Origin of the sequence: Arthrobacter pityocampae (genome assembly GCF_002927275.1) — a bacterium.
Lineage (GTDB): Bacteria > Actinomycetota > Actinomycetes > Actinomycetales > Micrococcaceae > Arthrobacter_D > Arthrobacter_D pityocampae.
Genome location: NZ_PRKW01000001.1, coordinates 148,375 through 163,276, shown reverse-complemented (window position 1 = coordinate 163,276; position 14,902 = coordinate 148,375). Strand labels below are relative to the sequence as shown.

Genomic DNA, 14,902 nt, shown 5'->3' with positions numbered 1-14,902 from the left:
GCGGCATGCGGGACCCGCTCCGACCGGCGATACTGAACAGATGATTGAAACAGGAACGACGACGTACAACGGCGAGTTCGAGATCACCAGCTGGGACGCCGAGCCGTACTCGGAGCCCGGCAGCACGGGCGAGCTGTCCCGTGTGCGGGCCTCGAAGGTGTTCGAGGGCGAGATCAGCGGGACCAGCACGGCCGAACTGCTGATGGCAGGGAACGACGTCGGCGCCGGCTACGTCGCGTCCGAACAGTTCGTCGGGACCGTCGGGAACCGGACGGGCGCCATGACGGTCCAGCACTGGGGCGTCGCCGAGGGCGCGGAAGCCGCGAGCTCGGGGCACATCATCCCCGGCTCCGGCACGGACGGGCTCCGCGGCATCGCGGGCAAGGCCGTCTACTCGCAGGACCCGGACGGGCAGCACCGCCTCGAACTCCGGGTGAGCTTCCCCGCCGAGGTCGGCCAGGACGTTTAGACGGGCCGCCCCGACCGCGGTCGGGTCCGCCCGGGAGCGACCATAGTAAACTGGGCGGACTGCCTCCGTAGCTCAGGGGATAGAGCAGGGGCCTTCTAATCCTCTGGTCGCAGGTTCGAATCCTGCCGGGGGCACAGCATCAGGGCCGGACGCCGAGCGTCCGGCCCTTTGCGTTGCCGGCTGGATCCACGCCACGGTCGGGCTCGTCAGGGTGCGCGGGCGACGCACGGTGGTTGTCCACATACGCCCGGTATGCCCGGCGCCGTCGGCCGCCCGGGCGGAGACTGGGTCGAGGCCGGCACCGACCGCCGCCTACCGGGATCGACGGAAGGACAGATCATGACCGACATCATCACCGTGCGGGGCTATGTCGCCACGGACGTGCGGCTCACCTCGGCGCAGAGCGGACTGGCGGTCGCCGGATTCCGCATGTGTTCCACCGACCGCCGCTTCGACCGGGAGACGAATGCCTGGGTGGACGGGCACACGAACTGGTACTCGGTGTCCATGTTCCGCCAGCTCGCCACCAATGCGGGGGCCAGCCTGAAGAAGGGCGACCGCGTGATCGTCACCGGACGGCTGAAGGTGCGCCCGTGGATCAACGCGGACGGCCGGACGGGGACGTCCGTCGACATCGACGCCGACACGGCAGGACACGACCTCATGTGGGGGACGGCGAACTTCAGACGCACCACGGCGGACCGCAGCGAGGCACAGCCGGAGGCCGGCCCGGAGGACACCGCAGGGGGTGTTCCTCCCGGGGACGAGGTTCCCGACGGGGTGGACCCCGCCACCGGGGAGCTGTACGGGACGGCGTCGCGCTCCGACGCGGATGCCGGGGACGACGGCGACAGCGACTCCCGTCCGGCGGGGGAGGCCGGCAGCGACCGCGAGGACGCCCGCGAGGAGGAGGCCGTCCCGTTCTAGCCGGAGCCGGTGGGGATCGATGGCAGGATGATCGGGTGACTACCGCCATCCCCCGCACCGCGCCCGGCAGGGCGATGCGCCTGATCGTCTCGATCGGTGTCGGGCTGACGCTCGGGCTCACCTCCTGCGCCCAGGCGTCCTCCGTGGTGCCGGACGCGTCGGGCACCACTCCGTCCTCCGCGTCGTCCCCGTCCACGTCGTCGCCGTCCTCGGAGCCCCGACCGGTGCCGACCGCCGGGCAGACCGCGGGGCAGACCGGCGCAGGCGCCGCGTCATCCCCTGGTAAGGGGGAGGTATCTGGGGAGGAGGATGCCGCAGGCATCGCCCGCGCCGTCGACGCCGAGCTCACCACCCTGGCCGAGGGCGGGGACCCGGTCACCAGGGACCGGGTCAGGGCCGCCATCGAGCAGGGCTTCGCGAACGAGGGCGCGGTCCCCGCGTCCGTGGAGGTGTCCGTCGACAGCACGCCCACCGGTCTGGACGTCGACTCGATCCAGGGCGCCGGGCTCCTCGAGCAGACGTGCGTCGTCGGGGAGGTGCGCGAAGGGACGGCCACCGTGGCGGTCCTCCCGGCGCTCGCCTCAGGCCTCTGTTTCGTCGGGGACCAGCGCTGAGGCAGGACCCTGCCCGACGGACCGAGTGTGAGATCGGTCCGGCCACCCACTAGCCTTGGTGACATGGCGGAATTTATCTACACAATGAGCAAGGCCCGCAAGGCCGTGGGCGACAAAGTAATCCTCGACGACGTCAGCATGTCGTTCTTCCCTGGTGCGAAGATCGGCGTCGTGGGGCCGAACGGCGCCGGTAAGTCCACCATCCTGAAGATCATGGCAGGCATGGACACGCCGTCGAACGGCGAAGCGCGCCTCAGCCCCGGGTACACGGTCGGCATCCTCCTGCAGGAGCCACCGCTGAACGAGGAGAAGACCGTGCTCGGCAACGTCCAGGAGGGCGTGGGCGAGATCTACGGGAAGATCCAGCGGTTCAACGAGATCTCCGAGGAGATGGCCTCCCCGGACGCCGACTACGACACGCTCCTCGACGAGATGGGCAAGCTGCAGGAGGCCATTGACGCCGCCGACGCCTGGGACCTCGACTCCCAGCTCGAGCAGGCCATGGACGCCCTGCGCTGCCCGCCGCCCGAGGCCGACGTCACGATCCTCTCCGGTGGTGAGCGCCGCCGCGTCGCGCTCTGCAAGCTGCTGCTGCAGAAGCCGGATCTGCTCCTCCTCGACGAGCCCACCAACCACCTCGACGCTGAGAGCGTGCTCTGGCTGGAGCAGCACCTGAAGTCCTACGCCGGCGCCGTGCTCGCCGTCACCCACGACCGCTACTTCCTGGATCACGTCGCCGAATGGATCGCGGAGGTGGACCGCGGCCACCTGTACCCCTACGAGGGCAACTACTCCACCTACCTGGAGAAGAAGCGCGCCCGTCTCGAGGTGCAGGGCAAGAAGGACCAGAAGCTCTCGAAGCGCCTGACCGAGGAACTCGAGTGGGTCCGCTCGAACGCCAAGGGACGCCAGACGAAGTCGAAGGCGCGCCTGAACCGGTACGAGGAGATGGCCGCGGAGGCGGAGCGCACCCGGAAGCTGGACTTCGAGGAGATCCAGATCCCGCCGGGCCCCAGGCTCGGCAGCCAGGTCATCGAGGCGCACGACCTGCGCAAGGGCTACGACGAGCGCATCCTCATCGACGGCCTGTCCTTCTCGCTGCCCCGCAACGGGATCGTCGGCGTCATCGGCCCCAACGGCGTCGGCAAGACCACGCTGTTCAAGACGATCGTGGGCCTGGAACCGCTCGACGGCGGCGAGCTGCGGATCGGCGACTCGGTGAAGATCTCCTACGTGGACCAGTCCCGCGGCGGCATCGACCCCAACAAGAGCCTGTGGGAGGTCGTGTCCGACGGCCTCGACTTCATCCAGGTCGGTCAGGTCGAGATGCCCTCCCGCGCGTACGTGTCGGCGTTCGGCTTCAAGGGTCCGGACCAGCAGAAGAAGGCCGGGGTCCTCTCCGGTGGTGAGCGCAACAGGCTGAACCTCGCGATGACCCTGAAGCAGGGCGGCAACCTGCTGCTCCTCGACGAACCGACCAACGACCTCGACGTCGAGACGCTCTCGAGCCTCGAGAACGCCCTGCTCGAGTTCCCCGGCTGCGCCGTCGTCGTCTCGCACGACCGGTGGTTCCTGGACCGCGTGGCCACCCACATCCTGTCCTACGAGGGCACGGAGGAGAACCCGGACAACTGGTACTGGTTCGAGGGCAACTTCGACGCCTACGAGCAGAACAAGGTGGAACGGCTCGGAGCCGACGCCGCGAAACCGCACCGCGTCACGCACCGCCGCCTCACCCGCGACTGACGAAGCGCACGGGCGAGGAGAACGAAGGGACACGGCCCAGGCCGTGTCCCTTCGTTCGTCTCTGCGGCAGCGGCCGGGCGAGGATCAGGCGGACGGGATCCTGACCATGCCCTCCTGTGCCACGCTCGCCACCAGGGCCCCGCTGCGGTCGTAGATGCGGCCGGCGGCGAGCCCGCGTGCCCCGGACGCGCTGGGGGAGCTCTGGACGTAGAGCAGCCAGTCGTCCACCCGGACGGGGCGGTGCCACCACATCGCGTGGTCGAGGCTCGCCACGTTCATGCCGGGGTGGATCCAGCTCAGCCCGTGGGGTCGCAGGATCGATTCGAGCAGGGTGTAGTCGCTCGCGTACGCGAGGGCGGCCCGGTGGATGTTCGGGTCGTCCGGCATGGGCCCGAGGCTGCGCATCCAGACGGCGTTGCGGGGCTCGCGGGAGCCCTCGTTGGACAGGTACAGCGGGGCGTCGACGTGCCGGATGTCGAACGGCCGGTCGAAGGCCCACGCCTGGGCGACGGGGTGGTCGAAGGCGCCGAGCAGTTCGGCCGTGGACGGCAGGCTCTCGGGGTCGGGGATGCCCTCCGGCATCGTGTCCTGGTGGGTGACGCCGTCGTCGGGTTCCTGGAAGGACGCGATCATGGAGAGGATGGGCACGCCGTTCTGGTAGGCGTGCGTGCGCCGGGCGGAGAACGACCGCCCGTCCCGCAGCCGCTGGACACCGAACGTGATGGGCTGGTCCGCGTCGCCCGCCCGCAGGAAGTAGCCGTGCATGGAGTGGACCTCGCGCGTCGGCTCGACCGTCCGCATGGCCGCGATCAGCGACTGCGCGAGTACCTGGCCGCCGAAGACGCGCCGGCTCGGCTGGCGGGCGGAGCTGCCGACGAAGATCTCCTCGTCCGTCTGTGCACCCTCGGCGCTGCTGAGGTCGAGCAGGTCCAGGAGGGCCCGGGTGGGGTCCTTCGCCTGCGCTCCCCGCGCCGGTGCCTCTGCTGCGGGCGCGTGTTCTGCCATGGTTCGGTGTCTCCTCGTGGGGCGGGGCGGTGGGAGCCGTGCGCTTCCGGGCATCTACTGACCCTAGACGCCGCTCCAGGCGCACTCAATACAGGTGGGCCGCCGCACCCATGCTGTTCCTCACACCGGGGTACCGCGGCCCCGGCGAATCGTCGGGCGGGGGCCCTGTTTGAGAGGATGGCGCTATGTCCCCGGTGCACACCTTCCCCCTCCAGCTGCGGTTCGGCGACGAGGATTCCTATGGCCACGTCAACAACGTCCGCTTCCTCCAGTTCCTCGAGGACGCGCGCCTGTCCCTGATGCACGAGCCGCAGCCCGGCGGGTCCTTCATGGAGCTGATCGACCCGGACCACTACACGCTCGTGGGCCGCCAGGAGATCGAGTATCGCTCGCCGCTGAGCGTGAGCATGGAGCCGGCCGCCGTCGATCTCTGGGTGACCGCCGTGGGCGGCTCCAGCTTCGAGCTCGGCTACACGGTGCGGGACCGGGTGGCGGACGAGGGCAGCACCACGAGCGCGGTCGCCGCGACCACCATGGTGCTGGTCAGCCGCAGCACCGGCCGTCCTGTACGCCTGTCCGAGGAGCAGAGGGTGATGCTCCGGTCCTGGGAGGGCCCGGTCGTCCCCTTCCGCCGGACGCGGGCCGGGGGGCGGGCATGACGACGTCGTCCCTGCGGTTCGCGGACCCGCAGACGGTGGCCGATCTCCGGACCTTCACCGCCCGCGCCCGGGCGAACGACGACGGCGGCATGAGACTCGTGGGCGCCGGCCGGATCCTCGCCGCGTACGTGTGCACCCTCCGCCCCACGGTGCTCGGCGAGGCCGTCCCCACCGTGCTGGGCCTCAGGACCATGGAGCTCGCGGAGGAGGCCGACGTCGACACCACGGTCGCGCTCGGCTCGGTCCTCGACCGGCTCGCCCACATGCCCGCCGGTGACGTCGTGTTCCCGGTACCCACCGTGACGGTCACCGAGAACTGGGCCGGCGTCCTGCCGCCGCGGGCGGGCTGGGAGGCGGCGGGGACCGTGGCGGTGGAAGTCCTCGACGAGGCGGCGCACCGGGGCATCGCGGAGGTGGCCCGAAGCCTGCCCGAGCGTGCAGGAGCGCCGCTCGTGAGCAGCGCGAGGATCGCCGTATGGGGGCGCCCGCTGGACGATGTGCCCGGCGCCGTGCCGGCCGGGGCGGCCTTCGGGGCGTTCAGCCTCGGCTTCCTCCAGCCCGGGATGTCCGCCACCGTGCACACGAACGGGCGCTGGTCCCGGGTCAGCACGGCGCGCGGCCATGTCCTCGTGCGGGCCGCCGCCGTCCTCTGACGGACGGCGCACTGACGGGGCGTCCTCCGACGGGGCGTCTTCTGATCGGCGGTGCTCTGATCGGCGGTGCTCTGGCCGGCGGTGCTCTGGCCGGCCGTGCTCCGATCGGGCGTCAGTCCGCGGCGTTCACCATCGAGTGGGCGGCGCGCTCGAGGTAGTCCCACAGGGTTGCCTCGTGCAGGGGAGCGAGGTCCAGGGTGTCCACGGCGGCGCGCATGTGCTCCAGCCACCGGTCCCGCGCCAGCGGCCCGACGCGGAACGGCATGTGCCGCATGCGGAGCCTCGGGTGGCCGCGCTGCTCGCCGTAGGTCTTCGGCCCGCCCCAGTACTGCTCGAGGAACAGCAGCAGGCGTTCCTTCGCCGGCCCGAGATCCTGCTCCGGGTACATGGGACGCAGCACGTCGTCGGCGGCCACGCCGGCGTAGAACGCGTCGACCAGGCGGACGAACGTGGGGTGCCCACCCACCGCCTCGTAGAAGTTGTCCGTGTACTGCGGCTGGGTAAAGCCCTGCCCGGCAGCGACGAGCCGTTCCACGGGAAGGGCAGCCCGCCCCCCGGGGGGCGGGGTCTGTGCCGGGTCCTCCGTGCTCATGACTGCTCCTGGGCGAGGGCGGGTGCCGCCGGGACCGTGGGTTCGGGGGCCGGCGCCACGTACTCGCCCTGCGACCGGTTGCCGACCTTCGTGATGTCGCCGTTGCGCACGTACCAGATGGCACCGTCCTCGTCGACGAGGCGCGTGATGCGCAGGCCGAGGGACTGGACCACGCCCACGGTATCGCCCACCTCGATGGTGTCGCCGATGCCGTACTGGTCCTCCATGGTGATGAAGAAGCCGAGGAAGGCGTCCCGGATGACCTCGCGCGCACCGAAGCCGATCGCTATGCCGACGATGCCGACGCTCGCGAGGATGGGACCGATGTTGAAGCCGAGCGTGTCGATGACCATCAGGCCGGCGATGATCGCGATGGTCAGGGCGGCGACGCTCGAGAGCAGGCCGCCGATCGTCTCCGCGCGCTGGACGCGCCGGGCGCTGTCGAAGGGGCGCAGCGCGGGCTGGGCCCACCTGAAGTGCGGTTTCTTGAAGACGCTGTAGCCGCTCTGGACGCGCTTGACCGAGCGGTTGATCAGGTACCGGATCACGAGCCACAGGATCACGGCGCCGATCACGGTGACCAGCGCGGCGAGGACCTGGCCGCCGTAGCCGAGGGAGTTGAGGAATGTCATGGAATCACTTTCGTGCGGGCATGCGGGGTCCGCCGGGGCGGCGCCGTGGGCGCGGTGCGCGCGGGGGTGCCTTAACAGGCTACAGCGGAGCCGGGCGGCCCCCGGTGGTCCTCAGCCGAGGCCGGCGCCGGAGACAGGCTCGTGGTGGACCGGGAAGTTGAGGGACCGGGCGATGAAGCACACGCGGTTCGCCTCCGCGTGCAGGGAGTCGGCGAGGCCGGACTGGGCGGCGTCCTGCAGGTCGACGACGGGGTGCAGCACGATCCCCGTGAACTCGCCGCTGCCGTCCCGGTTGAGGCGCAGGGTGCCCGTCGCGGTGTCCCGGTACCCCGTGACGACGACGCCAGCCTTCACCGCGACGTGGAGGTAGGACAGCATGTGGCACTGCGCGACGGCGGTCAGCAGCAGCTGCTCGGGGTTCCAGCGGTCCTTCGCTCCGTGGAACGTGGGGTCCGCCGTGCCGGGGAGTGTGCCCGGGCCGTCGACGTCGATCTCGTGGTCGCGGCTGTAGGCGCGGTACCCGGAGGTCCCGGTGCCGAGGTTCCCGGTCCAGCGGAGGTTAGCCGTGTAGGAGTGTTCCTGCAGGTTCATGACACGACCCTAACGCCGGCGCGCCGGCCGGCGCAGCAGGTGCCGGGCGGGGAGGACCGCGGTCCTCCCCGCCCGGCCGTCGCCTACCGGTCGACGGCCTGCGCGTTGAGGGCGCGGACGACGCCGTCCCGGCTCTCCAGCACCAGGCGCCGGAGCGAGGGGGAGTCCTCGCCGAGGGCGGCCAGGAAGGCGTCGGTGCGGTCCAGGGTGTCCTGGGTGGTCAGCAGCGACGGGTAGAGGCCCACGATGATCTGCTGGGCGATCTCGTGGGTGCGGGTCGTCCAGACATCCTGGATCGAGGCGAAGTACCGCGCCACGAAGGGCTCCAGCAGGGAGCGGTCGTGGACGCGCGTGAACCCGCCGATCATGGAGCGCTGCGCCGCGTTCGGCAGGTCGGCGGAATCCACGAGCGCCGCCCAGGCCGCCTCCTTGGCCTCCGGCGTCGGGACGGCGGCCCGGGCCGCGGCGGCCGCGAGCTCGCCGGTCGCCGTCGAGTCCCGGGCGAGTTCGGCGTCGATCTCCTGCTCACCGGCGCGACCACCGACCACCAGGCTCGTCAGCAGCTCCCAGCGGAGGTCCTGGTCCACGGTGAGCCCCTCGAGGACGCGCTCTCCCGAGAGCAGGGCCGCCACCGTGTCCAGCTGGGGTGCGGTGCGGGCGTGGGTGGAGAAGGCCCTGGTGAACTGCAGCTGGGCGTCGGAGCCGGCCTCCGCGGCGACGGCGAGGTCCAGCAGGCTGTCCGCGGCGGCGGCGCCCATCGCGTCGCGGTCCTCCGGGGTGACGTAGAACGCGAGGGTCGAGGCGAGCTGCCGGAGCAGCACGAGCACCACGGAGGAGTCCGATTCCGCCCCGACGTTCTGCAGCACGAGTTCCACGTAGTCGCGCGCCGGCGTCTCACCGTCGCGGGCCGCGTCCCACGCCGAGGCGAGGACGAGGGTGCGGGGGAGGGAGTCCCGGAAGTCCCTGACGTGGCGCACGGAGGTGCGCAGGGACGCGGGGTCGAGGCGGATCTTCGCGTAGGCGAGGTCGTCGTCGTTCAGGAGCACGAGGGCCGGCTGCCGGTGCCCCACGAGGTCCGGGACCTCCGTGCGCTCGCCGTCGACGTCGAGTTCGAGCCGGTGCACCCGGACGAGCGCGCCGTCGTCGTCGTGGTCGTAGAAGCCGACCGCCAGACGATGGGGCCGGATGGTCGGGAACGCCTCGATCGCGCTCTGCAGGATCGCGAACGAGGTGATCGTGCCGTCCCCGTCCGTGGTGAACTCGGGGCGGAGCGTGTTGACGCCCGCGGTCTCGAGCCAGAGGGAGGACCACGCCTTCAGGTCGCGGCCGCTCGCGGCCTCGAGCTCGGAGAGAAGGTCCACCAGCTCCGTGTTCTTCCAGGAGTGCTTCGCGAAGTACTGGCGCACGCCCCGCATGAACTCCTCCTCGCCCACCCAGGCCACCAGCTGCTTGAGCACGGACGCGCCCTTCGCGTAGGTGATGCCGTCGAAGTTGACCTGGACGTCCTCGAGGTCGTTGATCGTGGCGACGATCGGGTGGGTGGAGGGCAGCTGGTCCTGGCGATAGGCCCAGCCCTTCTCGAGGATCGCGAACGTGGTCCATGCCTGCTCGAACTCCGTGGCCTTCGCGGCTGCGAGGGTGGACATGAACTCGGCGAAGGACTCGTTCAGCCAGAGGTCGTTCCACCAGCGCATGGTGACGAGGTCGCCGAACCACATGTGGGCCAGCTCGTGGAGGATGGTGATGGCGCGCCGCTCGACGGTCGCATCGGGGACGCGGGAGCGGAACACGTACGTCTCGACGAACGTGACGGCGCCCGCGTTCTCCATGGCGCCGGCGTTGAACTCGGGCACGAACAGCTGGTCGTACTTCGCGAACGGGTAGGGCGTGCCGAACTGCTCCTCGTAGAACGCGAAGCCCTGGCGCGTCAGGGCGAAGATGTTCTCCGCGTCCAGGTACTGCATGAGGGACTTGCGGGCGAACACCCCGAGCGGGATCGTGCGGCCGTCCGAGCTCGTCAGTTCGCTGCGCACCGACTGGTACGGGCCCGCGATGAGCGCGGTCACGTAGGACGACATGACCGGGGTGGGCTCGAAGGACCAGGTGGAGGCTGCGCCGCTGTCAGCGTCGGACACGGCTGTGACGGGCTCCGGCGTCGCCGTGTTCGAGATGACGTCCCAGTACGACGGCGCGGTGACCGAGAAGCGGAACGTCGCCTTCAGGTCGGGCTGCTCGAAGACGGTGAACACGCGGCGGGAGTCCGGGACCTCGAACTGGGTGTAGAGGTAGACCTCCCCGTCCACGGGGTCGACGAAACGGTGGAGGCCCTCCCCGGTGTTCATGTAGAGCATGTCGGCCTCGACGACGAGGACGTTGCTCGCGGCCAGTACGGGGAGCTGGATGCGGGCGCCGTCGGCGACCTCCGCAGGGTCCAGCGTCACGCCGTTCAGCTCGATCCGGTGCACGGTGTCCGTGACGGCGTCGATGAACGTCGAGGCGCCCTGGCGTGCGTCGAACGAGACCACCGTCGTCGACCGGAACACGCGCTCGCCGCGCGTGAGGTCGAGGGTGATGTCGTAGGAGTGGACGGTGAGCAGATCGGCGCGCGTACGTGCTTCGTCGCGCGTCAGGTTCAGACCGGGCAAGGATCGCCTCCAGGGTGGGGGATACGGATTCGCCGCGGGTGACAGGTGGTGCGCGGCCGTTCGATTCTCCCACTCTGCCCGGCGGCGGCGCGCACGTCGATACCTCCGGCCGGGCGGTCTAGGCTGGAACCGACCCGCCCTGCCGGGCGGGGGCCTCCCGCAGCCGCCGTCGCCCCGGCGCCACCAGAAGGAACCCACCATCATGCGCGTCCACCTCGCCACCGACCACGCCGGCCTGGAGCTGAGCGCCCACCTGCTCGCGCACCTCACCGCGGCGGGCCACGACGTCGTCGACCACGGCCCGTCCTCCTACGATCCGGAGGACGACTACCCCTCGTTCTGCATCGACGCCGCGCAGGCCGTCATGGCGGACCGGGCAGCGGGCACCGAGGCCCTGGGGATCGTCCTGGGTGGCTCCGGCAACGGCGAGCAGATCGCCGCGAACAAGGTGCGCGGCATCCGGGCCGCCCTCGCGTGGAGCCTCGACACCGCCCGCCTGGCCCGCCAGCACAACGACGCCAACGTCGTCGCGGTCGGCGGACGGCAGCACACCGTCGCGGAGGCGACCGCGATCATCGAGGCGTTCCTCGCCGAGCCGTTCAGCAATGCAGAGCGGCACAGCCGCCGGATCGCGCAGGTGGCGCGGTACGAGGAAACGGGGAGCGTTGCCTGAGGGCCATTCGGTCCACCGGCTCGCCCGGCAGTTCGGGTCCGTCTTCACCGGTGAACGGCTCACCGTCTCGAGCCCGCAGGGACGCTTCAGTGCCGGGGCCGCACAGCTCGACGGCGCCACCCTGGTCAGCGCGCTCGCGCACGGCAAGCAGATGTTCCTGCGCTTCGACAACCGCCTCGTCCTGCGCGTGCACCTCGGCCTGTACGGGGCGTGGTCCTTCGGCGGCGACGAGACGTTCCGCGGGGCCTCGAGCATCGGGGCGCCGCGCCGCGTGGGGGAGTCGGAGCAGCCCTCCGACGACGGCGCCGCCTCCGGGTACGGGGGCCCTCCCGCACCCGTCGGCGCCGTCCGTGTCCGGTTCGTGTCGGCGCACGGCTGGGCGGACCTCCGGGGGCCCACCGCGTGCGAGGTGATCACCGGCGCGGAGGAGAAGGCGGCCCGCGCGAAGCTCGGCCCGGACCCCCTCCAGCCGCGCTCGGACGGCACGCTGTTCGCGCGGAAGCTCCTGTCCAGCATCACCCCCGTGGGCGTCCAGCTCATGAACCAGGCGGTGATCGCGGGGATCGGCAACATCTACCGGGCCGAGGTGCTGTTCCTGCAGGGCATCAACCCGTGGCGCCCCGGCAAGCAGCTCCACGACGACGAAGCCGCCGGCCTCTGGGAGGACACGGTGCGGCTCATGAAGGACGGCGTCCGCGACGGGCGCATCGTCACGACGACGCCCGAGGCGCGGAACGGGCGCCCGAAGCGCTCCGCCCCGCACTACGTCTACAAGCGGACCGGTCAGCCGTGCCGTCGCTGCGGTACCGCGATCCTCGCCGCGCTGATGGCGGCCCGGACCGTGTACTGGTGCCCGCAGTGCCAGGAGCATTAAAGAGGAGAAGCCCGGACCAGAGGTCCGGGCTCGGAGAGGGGATGACGGGAATCGAACCCGCGTAATCAGTTTGGAAGACTGAGGCTTTACCATTAAGCTACATCCCCGCAGAGGGCGCCTTTCGGGGCCCCGTGGAACGCCTATAACTACATCACAGCTGCCGCGCTAACGCCAAATGTGCGAGGTCGTCCTAAAGGTGCGTAGACTGGCACTCGCACTTACGGGGTGTAGCTCAGCTTGGTAGAGCGCCTGCTTTGGGAGCAGGAAGTCGCAGGTTCAACTCCTGTCACCCCGACTCTGCTGTGTGATGAGGAAAGTGCCTCCGCTGCAGAACCAATCCCAATCATTTCAGGAGTCCTACGCTGTGAAGAGCGCTGTTGAAACCCTTTCCCCCACCCGGGTGAAGCTGACCGTCGAGGTACCTTTCGAGGAACTGAAGCCCAGCATCGACGAGGCCTACAAGACCATCGCGACCCAGGTGCAGGTTCCGGGCTTCCGCAAGGGCAAGGTTCCCACGCAGCTCATCGACCAGCGCGTCGGCCGCGGTTACGTCATCGAGACCGCCATCAACGACGGCCTCAACGGCTTCTACCAGAGCGCCGTGCAGGAGACGGGCGTCCGCCCCCTCAGCCGCCCCGAGGTCGAGATCACCGAGGTCCCCGACCCCGCGAAGAAGGACGGCCAGCTCGCCTTCAGCGTCGAGCTCGACGTCCGCCCGGAGATCGAACTCCCCGAGTACAAGGGCCTCGAGGTCACCGTCGAGCCCGTCGAGGCGTCCGACGAGGACATCCAGAAGGCCATGGATGAGCTCCGCGGCCGCTTCGGCACCCTGACCGCCGTGGACCGCCCCGCCCGTGACGGCGACTTCCTCACCATCGATCTGACCGCCTCCGTCGGCGACGAGGAGGTCGACTCGGCTCAGGACCTCTCCTACCAGATCGGCTCGGGCACCATGCTCGAGGGCATGGACGAGGCCGTCACCGGACTCTCCACCGACGAGGACGCCACCTTCGAGACCAAGCTGGCGGGCGGCGAGCACGCCGGCGCCGACGCGCAGGTCAAGGTCGTCGTCAAGGCCGTCAAGGAGCGCGAGCTCCCCGAGGTCGACGACGAGTTCGCCCAGCTGGCGTCGGAGTTCGACACCGCCGAGGAGCTCCGCGCCGACCTGACGAAGCAGGCCTCCGAGTCGAAGCTGATGGACCAGGGCGTCGAAGCGCGTGACAAGGTGCTCGACAAGCTCGTGGAGCTCGTCGCCGTGCCGGTCCCCGAGAGCGTCGTCGAGGAGCAGCTCGAGCAGCACTTCAACAGCGAGAAGGCCGCCGGCGCCGGCGAGGACCACGACACCGAGGAGCACCGCGCGGAGATCCGCACCAACACGGAGCGTGCCTTCCAGAACGAGGTCATCCTCGACGCCGTCGCCGAGAAGGAAGAGGTCGGCGTCAGCCAGGCCGAGCTCATCGACTACATCGTCTCCACGGCCGGCCAGTACGGCATGGAGCCGAACCAGTTCGCCCAGATGCTCGACCAGAGCGGCCAGGTCCCGATGATCGTCGGTGAGGTGCGTCGCCGCAAGGCCCTCGCGAAGGTCCTCGAGTACGCCACGGTCACCGACACCAACGGTGCCGCCGTCGATCTCAGCGAGTTCGTCCGCCCCGCCGGCGACGACGCCGAGACCATCAGCGCGGACGACGCCGAGACCGAGCAGGACGTCGTCGACGCCGACCAGGCGACGGAGGCCGCCGAGGCCCCCGAAGCCGCAGAGGCACCCGAAGCCGCAGAGACCGCTGAAGCCGCAGAGACCGCCGAGGTCGTCGAGGCGGAAGCTGCCGGGGACGCCGCAGCCCAGACGGAGGACGCTCCGAAGAAGGCTGCCAAGAAGGCACCCGCGAAGAAGGCAGCGGCCAAGAAGCCCGCTGCGAAGAAGGCCGCCGCCTCCGAGTAGCCAGCAGTGCAGACAGCGGTGCCGCAGCCTCCGGGCAGCGGCACCGCTGCTGCTTTAAGCCCGCGGGGAACCCGCGACAGCCCTCCGCGAACGGGTCTCCGGCGACGTCGTCGCGACCGTGCGCCGTCAGCGAACAGTTCCCGGTGCGGGAGCAATTCGTGGGGCCCGCGGGTTAGTGTCCAAGGAGAGACAAACGGACGGGTCGGCCGAAGCGGCAACGGCCCGCCAGAGTGAGAGGTCAACCAACATGGCAACCGAACCAAGCACCCCGAGCATGGCCGGCCCCGAGATGGGCGGTCGTGACGACTACATCTACAACCGGCTCCTCAAGGAGCGCATCATCTGGCTCGGTTCGGAGGTCCGCGACGACAACGCGAACGCCATCTGCTCGCAGCTCCTGCTGCTCTCCGCCGAGGATCCCGAGCGCGACATCTTCCTCTACATCAACTCGCCCGGTGGCTCGGTGACCGCCGGCATGGCGATCTACGACACCATGCAGTTCATCCCCAACGACGTCGTCACGGTGGCCACCGGCCTCGCCGCCTCGATGGGCCAGTTCCTGCTCTCCTCCGGCACCAAGGGCAAGCGCTACGCCACCCCGCACGCACGGATCCTGATGCACCAGCCCTCCGGCGGCATCGGCGGAACGGCGACGGACATCCGCATCCAGGCCGAACTGATCCTGCACATGAAGCGGGTCATGGCGGAGCTGACCGCAGACCAGACGGGCCAGACGGTCGAGAAGATCCTGAAGGACAACGACCGCGACAAGTGGTTCACGGCCCAGGAAGCCCTCGAGTACGGGTTCTTCGACCACATCTCCGCGCACTCGGGCTCCGTGGCCGGTGGCGGCGGAACCGACCAGACCGCCTAGTCCGCG

15 protein-coding genes and 3 tRNA genes are annotated in these 14,902 nt (G+C 70.2%); 12 read left to right on the top strand and 6 right to left on the bottom strand.

The features are described 5' to 3' along the window. Window positions 1–40: 40 nt before the first annotated feature. From C4K88_RS00875 to ettA, 5 genes are all read left to right on the top strand, one after another. Window positions 41–469, top strand: coding sequence for a DUF3224 domain-containing protein (locus C4K88_RS00875; RefSeq protein WP_104119761.1), 429 nt, complete (start codon window positions 41–43; stop codon window positions 467–469). Between the two features lie 61 nt (window positions 470–530). Continuing rightward, a tRNA-Arg gene (locus C4K88_RS00870) sits at window positions 531–603 on the top strand. Between the two features lie 205 nt (window positions 604–808). Beyond that, window positions 809–1,396, top strand: coding sequence for a single-stranded DNA-binding protein (gene ssb / locus C4K88_RS00865; RefSeq protein ID WP_104120273.1), 588 nt, complete (start codon window positions 809–811; stop codon window positions 1,394–1,396). Window positions 1,397–1,431: 35 nt separating this feature from the next. Then, complete coding sequence (locus C4K88_RS00860) at window positions 1,432–2,010, top strand: DUF6993 domain-containing protein (protein ID WP_104119760.1); 579 nt, start codon at window positions 1,432–1,434, stop codon at window positions 2,008–2,010. A 63-nt stretch (window positions 2,011–2,073) separates the two neighbouring features. Then, window positions 2,074–3,756 (top strand): energy-dependent translational throttle protein EttA, encoded by a 1,683-nt coding sequence (gene ettA / locus C4K88_RS00855; RefSeq protein WP_104119759.1) that lies wholly within the window; start codon window positions 2,074–2,076, stop codon window positions 3,754–3,756. 84 nt (window positions 3,757–3,840) lie between these two features. Here the strand turns inward: ettA and tesB are convergent, their stop codons facing one another. Then, a complete protein-coding gene (tesB, locus tag C4K88_RS00850; protein WP_104119758.1) occupies window positions 3,841–4,761 on the bottom strand; it encodes an acyl-CoA thioesterase II in 921 nt (306 codons plus the stop codon). A gap of 185 nt (window positions 4,762–4,946) precedes the next feature. Here tesB and C4K88_RS00845 point away from each other — a divergent pair, with 185 nt between their 5' ends. Then, the gene (locus C4K88_RS00845) at window positions 4,947–5,420 is read left to right on the top strand and encodes an acyl-CoA thioesterase (RefSeq protein WP_104119757.1); all 474 of its coding nucleotides are present in this window, start codon (window positions 4,947–4,949) and stop codon (window positions 5,418–5,420) included. Continuing rightward, window positions 5,417–6,073 (top strand): DUF8185 domain-containing protein, encoded by a 657-nt coding sequence (locus C4K88_RS00840; protein ID WP_104119756.1) that lies wholly within the window; start codon window positions 5,417–5,419, stop codon window positions 6,071–6,073. Before C4K88_RS00845 ends, C4K88_RS00840 begins: the two co-directional genes overlap by 4 nt. A 112-nt stretch (window positions 6,074–6,185) precedes the next feature. On the opposite strand, the gene C4K88_RS00835 is transcribed toward C4K88_RS00840, so the two are convergent. The 4 genes from C4K88_RS00835 to pepN all read right to left on the bottom strand — a co-directional run bounded on the left by C4K88_RS00835 (window position 6,186) and on the right by pepN (window position 10,524). Continuing rightward, window positions 6,186–6,665, bottom strand: coding sequence for a globin (locus C4K88_RS00835; RefSeq protein ID WP_104119755.1), 480 nt, complete (start codon window positions 6,663–6,665; stop codon window positions 6,186–6,188). Further along, entirely contained in the window at window positions 6,662–7,297 is a 636-nt protein-coding gene (locus C4K88_RS00830; protein ID WP_104119754.1) for a mechanosensitive ion channel family protein, read from the bottom strand. The genes C4K88_RS00835 and C4K88_RS00830 overlap by 4 nt, the downstream gene beginning before the upstream one ends. A 111-nt stretch (window positions 7,298–7,408) precedes the next feature. Next, window positions 7,409–7,888, bottom strand: a complete 480-nt coding sequence (locus C4K88_RS00825) for an OsmC family protein (protein WP_104119753.1) — start codon at window positions 7,886–7,888, stop codon at window positions 7,409–7,411. Window positions 7,889–7,971: 83 nt separating this feature from the next. Continuing rightward, the gene (gene pepN, locus C4K88_RS00820) at window positions 7,972–10,524 is read right to left on the bottom strand and encodes an aminopeptidase N (RefSeq protein WP_104120272.1); all 2,553 of its coding nucleotides are present in this window, start codon (window positions 10,522–10,524) and stop codon (window positions 7,972–7,974) included. A gap of 211 nt (window positions 10,525–10,735) precedes the next feature. Here pepN and C4K88_RS00815 point away from each other — a divergent pair, with 211 nt between their 5' ends. Continuing rightward, on the top strand, window positions 10,736–11,206 hold the full coding sequence (locus C4K88_RS00815; protein WP_104119752.1) for a ribose-5-phosphate isomerase: 471 nt from the start codon (window positions 10,736–10,738) through the stop codon (window positions 11,204–11,206). Beyond that, on the top strand, window positions 11,199–12,080 hold the full coding sequence (locus C4K88_RS00810; RefSeq protein WP_104119751.1) for an Fpg/Nei family DNA glycosylase: 882 nt from the start codon (window positions 11,199–11,201) through the stop codon (window positions 12,078–12,080). The genes C4K88_RS00815 and C4K88_RS00810 overlap by 8 nt, the downstream gene beginning before the upstream one ends. Window positions 12,081–12,116: 36 nt before the next feature. Here the strand turns inward: C4K88_RS00810 and C4K88_RS00805 are convergent. Next, window positions 12,117–12,187, bottom strand: a tRNA-Gly gene (locus C4K88_RS00805). Between the two features lie 114 nt (window positions 12,188–12,301). On the opposite strand from C4K88_RS00805, the gene C4K88_RS00800 reads away from it, so the two are divergent. The 3 genes from C4K88_RS00800 to C4K88_RS00790 all read left to right on the top strand — a co-directional run bounded on the left by C4K88_RS00800 (window position 12,302) and on the right by C4K88_RS00790 (window position 14,896). Continuing rightward, window positions 12,302–12,375 (top strand) — tRNA-Pro (locus C4K88_RS00800). Between the two features lie 69 nt (window positions 12,376–12,444). Continuing rightward, window positions 12,445–14,022 (top strand): trigger factor, encoded by a 1,578-nt coding sequence (gene tig / locus C4K88_RS00795; protein WP_104119750.1) that lies wholly within the window; start codon window positions 12,445–12,447, stop codon window positions 14,020–14,022. A gap of 247 nt (window positions 14,023–14,269) precedes the next feature. Continuing rightward, complete coding sequence (locus C4K88_RS00790; protein ID WP_277621623.1) at window positions 14,270–14,896, top strand: ATP-dependent Clp protease proteolytic subunit; 627 nt, start codon at window positions 14,270–14,272, stop codon at window positions 14,894–14,896. The last annotated feature ends 6 nt before the right edge of the window (window positions 14,897–14,902 follow it).